Origin of the sequence: Phenylobacterium sp., assembly GCF_030645195.1 — a bacterium.
GTDB lineage: Bacteria > Pseudomonadota > Alphaproteobacteria > Caulobacterales > Caulobacteraceae > Phenylobacterium.
Genome location: NZ_JAUSLW010000228.1, coordinates 1 through 6162 on the forward strand (window position 1 = coordinate 1; position 6162 = coordinate 6162).

The window sequence follows — 6162 nt, forward strand, 5'->3', positions numbered from 1 at the left end:
CTTCGCCAACCTGGCCCAGGCGCTCACCGCCCCGGGCGATGTGATTCTCTGCCCCAACCCGGCCTACCCGATCCACGCCTACGGCTTCATCATGGCCGGTGGCGTGATCCGCCACGTGCCGGCCCCGTCGCCGGAGGAGTATCTCTCGGGCGTCAGCGCCGCCATGCGCCACTCCAGCCCGGCCCCCAGCGTGCTCATCCTGTCCTATCCGTCCAATCCGACGGCCCAGTGGGTGGACCTGGACTTCTACAAGGAGGCCGTGGCCCTGGCGAAGAAGCACGACCTGCTGGTGCTCTCCGACATCGCCTATTCCGAGATCTATTTCGATGACAACCCGCCGCCCTCGATCCTGCAGGTGGACGGGGCCAAGGACATCGCCGTCGAGGTCAATTCGCTGTCCAAGACCTACGCCATGGCCGGCTGGCGGGTTGGCATGGTGGTAGGCAACGAGCGGATGTGCGCCGCGCTCGCCCGCGTGAAGTCCTATCTCGACTACGGCGCCTACACTCCGATCCAGGTGGCGGCCGCCGCGGCCCTGAACGGTCCCCAGGACTGTGTCGACGAGATCCGGGCCACGTACAAAAGCCGTCGCGATACGCTGGTGACCTCCATGAAACGGGCCGGGTGGGACATCCCGTCGCCGCCCGCCTCGATGTTCGCCTGGGCTCCGCTACCCGAGCAGTACAAGGACGCTGGCTCCATGCTGTTCGCCAAGCTGCTGATCGAGGAGGCCGGCATCGCCGTCGCCCCCGGCGTGGCATTCGGCGAGTACGGTGAGGGCTATGTCCGCATCGGCCTGGTGGAGAACGAACACCGCATCCGGCAGGCCGCGCGCAACGTGAAGAAGTTCCTGGCCAATTCCGAGGAAATCCTCGGTCGGGCCCACAACACCCTGGCGGCCCAATGACCAAAGACGTCTGGCGTATCGGTGTCGCGGGTCTGGGGACGGTCGGCGGCGGTCTGCTGAACTTCCTGTCCGACCGGCCCGGCTTCGCGCCCGCCGGCGCACAGGCCGTGGTGACCGGGGTCTCGGCGCGTTCGCGCTCGCGGCCCCGGCCCTTCGACATCTCCAACCTGCCGTGGTTCGACGATCCGGTGGAACTGGCCAAATCGCCGGACAACGACCTTTTCGTCGAGCTGATCGGCGGCTCGGACGGCCCGGCCAAGGCCGCGGTGGAGGCGGCGCTCAACGCGGGCAAGCCCGTGGTCACCGCCAACAAGGCGCTGATCGCCGAGCATGGGGCCGAACTAGCCCTGCTAGCCGAATCCAAGGGCGTGCCCCTGCTGTTCGAGGCCGCGGTCATGGGCGGAACTCCGGCGGTGAAGATGCTGCGCGAGGCCATGGTGGGTGACGACATCAAGTCGGTCGCCGGCATCCTCAACGGCACCTGCAACTTCATCCTGACGGAGATGGACTCCGGCGGCCGGGCCTTCGCCGACGTGCTGGCCGAGGCCCAGCGCCTCGGCTACGCCGAGGCCGACCCGACCATGGACGTCGGCGGCTTCGACGCCGCCCACAAGATCTCCATCCTGGCGGCGCTCGCCTTCGGCTGCGCGCCCACCTTCGCCGCGGCCGAAATCGAGGGCATCGACGGCGTCGACCTGATGGACATCAAGCTGGCCCGCGACCTGGGCTACCGGGTCAAGCTGGTGGCCTCGGCCGACCGCTCGCCGGACGGCGTGCTGGTGCGGGTCCATCCCTCGCTCGCCCCCATCAACCACCCCCTGGCCCAGGCCGGCGGGGCGCTGAACGCGCTGTTCATCGAGGGGACGCGGATCGGCACCATCTATATCCAAGGCCCCGGCGCGGGGTCTGGCCCCACCGCCGCGGCCGTGGCCGCCGACATCGCCGACGTGATGACCGGCGCGGTGCGCCCAGTCTTCCAGAAGCCGGCCGGCGAGCTAAAGCCCTTCACCCCGGTCGACCCGTCCAAGAGCATGGGCCGGGCCTATCTGCGCTTCATGGTCAAGGACGAGCCCGGCGTCATCGCCGCCGTCTCCGAAACCCTGGCCGAGGCGGGCGTCTCCATCGAGAGCTTCCTGCAGAAGCCCGTGGAGAACGCCGACGGGGTGCCGATCGTGCTGACGACCCATGCGGTGGCCGAATCCGTGCTCACGGCGGCGATCGACCGCATCGCGAATCTGCCCTCGGTGCTGGAGAGACCGCGGCTGTTGCGCATCGCGCGCATCTAAGAATCTCACGATAGTCGCCGGCTATGCCGGATTCCGGCAGGAGACGTGTTCATGAGTTCCGAAATTCTGGATCGCGGTCTGGTCATGGACGCTGTCCGGGTGACTGAGATCGCCGCCATCGCCGCCTGGAAACTGGTGGGCCGGGGCGACGAGATGGCGGCGGACCAGGCGGCTGTGGACGCCATGCGCACGGCCCTGAACGACCTGAACATCGACGGCGAGATCGTGATCGGCGAAGGCGAGCGCGACGAGGCGCCCATGCTCTATATCGGCGAGAAGGTCGGCCGGGGCAAAGGCCCCAAGATCGACATCGCCCTGGACCCCCTGGAAGGCACCACGCTCACCGCCAAGGCGATGGCCAATGCGCTGGCCGTCATGGCCTGGGCGCCCAAGGGCACTCTGTTGAACGCCCCCGACACCTATATGGACAAGATCGCCTGCGGCCCCGGCTATCCGGCCGGGATCATCGATCTGGACAAGAGCGCCGCGCAGAACGTCCAGGCCCTGGCCGAGGCCAAGGGCGTCGAGGCTGCCGAGATCACCGTCTGCATCCTGGACCGTCCCCGGCACGCCGAGCTGATCGCCAGCGTCCGCTCGGTGGGCGCGCGGGTCTATCTGATCACCGACGGCGACGTGGCCGGGGTGATGAACACCGCTGACCCGTCCACCGGCGTTGACCTCTATGTCGGCCAGGGCGGGGCGCCGGAGGGGGTGCTGGCCTGCGCGGCGCTGAAGTGCGTGGGCGGCCAGTTCCAGGGCCGCCTGGTGTTCCGCAACGCCGACGAGAAGGCCCGCGCCCGGCGGATCGGCATCACCGATTTCGACCGCAAGTACGACCTGCACGAGATGGTCCGGGCCGACGCCATCTTCTCGGCCACCGGCGTCACCAACGGGGCCCTGCTGGACGGCGTCCACTACGAGGACGGCTTCGTCCACACCCACACCATCGTCATGAATTCCGCCACCCAGACCGTGCGCGAAGTGCGGATGAAACGGCCGGTGTGATGGCCGACGGCTCCACCCCGGCGGGCTATCTGGGCGTCACCAAGTCGCTCAGCGGCCGGCTGTGGCGCGAGCGGGCCGCCGATCCGGAAACTGTGCGCCGCCACGAGATGGCGCTAGGCCTGCCCGAGCCCCTGGCCCGGGCGCTCGCCTCGCGCGGGGTCGGGGACGGCGCGGGCGAGGACTATCTCAACCCGACCCTCAAGGCCCTGTTCCCCGACCCGTCCAGCTTCATGGACATGGACAAGGCCGCCCAGATCCTGGTGGACGCCGTAGCCAAGGGCCGTCCCATGGCCGTGTTCGCCGACTATGACGTAGACGGGGCCTCCAGCGCCGCCCAGCTGGTGCGCTGGACCCGGGCCATGGGCGCGCCGCTGCGCATCTACGTCCCCGACCGCATCACCGAGGGCTATGGTCCGTCGCCGGCCGCCTTCCGCCGTCTGAAGGACGAGGGGGTCGAGCTGGTGATCACCGTCGACTGCGGCGCCGCGGCGATGGAAGCGGTGAGTTACGCCGTGGAGATCGGGCTGGAGGTGGTGGTGATCGACCACCACCTGATGCGGGGCGACGAGGTTCCGCCCGCCACCGCGCTCGTGAACCCCAACCGGCCCGGCTGCGAGTCCGGACAGGGGGTGCTGGCCGCCGCCGGGGTCACCTTCGTCCTGCTGGCCGCCTTGAACCGCGAGGCGCGCAGGCAGGGCCTGTTCAGCCCCGAGCGCCCCGAGCCCGATATCCGCCAATGGCTGGACCTGGCCTGCATGGGCGCCATTTGCGACGTGACCCAGCTGGTGGGCTTTAACCGCGCCCTGGCCTCCCAGGGCCTGAAGGTGATGTCCGGCTGGCGCAATCCCGGCCTCAAGGCCCTGCTGGAGGTCGCCAAGAGCCAGGGCCCGGCCAGCGCCTTCCATGTGGGCTTCGTCCTGGGGCCGCGCATCAACGCCGGAGGCCGCATCGGCCGCGCCGACCTGGGCGCTCGCCTGCTCTCCACCGACGACCCCCGCGAGGCCGCCGACCTGGCCGCCGAGCTCGACGCCCTCAACGCATCGCGCAAGGAGGTGGAGCGCGAGGTGCTGGAGCAGGCCGTCCAGATCATCGAGCGGGAGAGCAACCAGGCCGACCTGCCGGTGCTGCTGGTGGCCGCCGATGACTGGCATCCCGGGGTGATCGGCATCGTGGCCGGCCGCCTGCGGGAACGCTACCGCAAGCCGGTGATGGTCATCGGGATCGACCGGGCGGCCAATGTCGGCAAGGGCTCGGGCCGGTCCCAGCCCGGGGTGAACCTCGGCCGGGCGGTCCAGGCCGCCTATGAGGCGGGCCTGCTGATCGCCGGCGGCGGCCACGCCATGGCCGCGGGGCTCAGCGTCAAGCCCGACACCATTCCCGACCTGCGCGCCTTCCTCTGCGAGCGGCTGGCCGACGAGAGCCAGGTGGCCGCGGCCGAGGACGGCCTGGACATCGACGCCCTGATCACCACTGGCGGCGCCGACCGCGCCCTCTATGAGAGCTTCCAGCGGATGGCGCCCTTCGGCCCCGGAAACCCCGAGCCGGTCTTCGCCCTGTCCGACGTCCGTGTGGAGCGGGCCATGGCGCTCAAGGGCGGCCATGTCAGGGTCACCCTGACCGATCGCTCCGGCGGCAAGCTGAAGGCCGTGGCCTGGCGTTCCGAGGGCACGGAGATCGGCGCCCGCCTGCTGGCCGAGGGCGGGGGACTGCACGTCGTCGGCCGTCTGAAGCCCGACGACTGGCAGGGCCGTTCCAGCGTCGAGCTGGAGATCGAGGACGTCGCCGACCTGCGCCGGGTGGGGTGAAGCGCGACCATTGTGGGGAACTGCGACAAGTCGGGCTCAGTGCGCTTGCGCACCCCCTGGAACGCAGATATAGAGCCGCCCTTCGCCGCTGCGGTCCCTTCGTCTATCGGTTAGGACGCCAGGTTTTCAACCTGGAGAGAGGGGTTCGACTCCCCTAGGGACTGCCACGCGAATTCGGCCTTGGAAAATCAAGGCCTTAGGGTGAAAACGGGGGTGTTTTTTCAACACCTTTTTCAACCCTATTTTCGCCCATCTGATTTGCGGAAAATATGATGAGTCGCACGGGCGATTTCGGCCCGCGCCTCTCCTTCTGGCTGTTCCCGCAGAGCGGACGCCTAATGGTTGAAAGCTGCCGCCCGGTAACCTAGCTTCACCCTAGCGAGGGCGCATGGCAGCGACACTAATTCAGCCGATCCTGTTTTCGACCCAGTTCGGCTTGTCGAGCGTGGCGCTGGACAAGGCAGGCCTCGTCGATCCGATATTGAACTCGGATACGAAACTGTTCATCGACCCGCTGCTGATCAGCAAAAGCAAAAATGCGCTGATGCGGGCCAAGGGCATCAAGGTCCTGCGGGACCGCTTCACCAATGTGCTTGATTTGCTGGACACCTCAGAGGTCGTCGGGGATGTCGCGTGGAAGGCCGCCTATAAGCAGCTTGATCTCGATGAGCGTGCTGAAACCGGCTTGGGTTACGGTGGGGCGAGTACGCACGGCAGCTCCAGGCCTCCGAAGCTGCGGAACGCGATCCTCGCCACGGCGAAGCAGATCATCAAGCTCGGCGAAAAGAACCCAAACGTAATACCGCTTATGGGGCTGTTCGAGGAGGGCGTCGGCCCCGACACGCTTAGCGATATGACCACGAACTTCCTGTTGCCGCTCTTGTGCGAGCTGACAGAGGTGTTCTGTAAAGCCAACGGCATTCCGACCAAGGCCTATGGCCCGAGGTACGGCAACCGGAACCTGCCGGAGAACCCGCTTAGTACGGCCAAGCGTAAGCGCTGCTCTGACCCCACCTTTCCAGGTCTGATCTGATCGCAGAGTCTCCCGGCTGACGTGTCGAGGTGGCTTGGTGTGCTGATGATGCCTGGTGATGATGTGCTGATGATGCCTGCGGCGCGTCGGATCGAGGTGTTCACAGGGTCTGGCCGGCGGCGGCGT

The 6162-nt window shown here is 67.9% G+C and carries 5 protein-coding genes and 1 tRNA gene; all 6 read left to right on the forward strand.

The window, feature by feature from the left end:
- Window positions 1-907: aminotransferase class I/II-fold pyridoxal phosphate-dependent enzyme (locus Q7T09_RS20185; protein ID WP_304702040.1), on the forward strand; the 907-nt coding region annotated here is incomplete at its 5' end.
- A complete protein-coding gene (locus tag Q7T09_RS20190; RefSeq protein WP_304702042.1) occupies window positions 904-2193 on the forward strand; it encodes a homoserine dehydrogenase in 1290 nt (429 codons plus the stop codon). The genes Q7T09_RS20185 and Q7T09_RS20190, both read left to right, overlap by 4 nt.
- Before the next feature lie 51 nt (window positions 2194-2244).
- Entirely contained in the window at window positions 2245-3198 is a 954-nt protein-coding gene (gene glpX, locus Q7T09_RS20195) for a class II fructose-bisphosphatase (RefSeq protein WP_304702043.1), read from the forward strand.
- On the forward strand, window positions 3198-5003 hold the full coding sequence (gene recJ / locus Q7T09_RS20200) for a single-stranded-DNA-specific exonuclease RecJ (RefSeq protein ID WP_304702044.1): 1806 nt from the start codon (window positions 3198-3200) through the stop codon (window positions 5001-5003). The genes glpX and recJ overlap by 1 nt, the downstream gene beginning before the upstream one ends.
- Before the next feature lie 92 nt (window positions 5004-5095).
- Window positions 5096-5170 (forward strand) — tRNA-Glu (locus Q7T09_RS20205).
- 221 nt (window positions 5171-5391) lie between these two features.
- Window positions 5392-6036 carry a hypothetical protein gene (locus Q7T09_RS20210; RefSeq protein ID WP_304702045.1) on the forward strand — a complete coding sequence of 215 codons (645 nt, stop codon included), beginning with the start codon at window positions 5392-5394 and terminating at the stop codon, window positions 6034-6036.
- Window positions 6037-6162 lie beyond the last annotated feature (126 nt).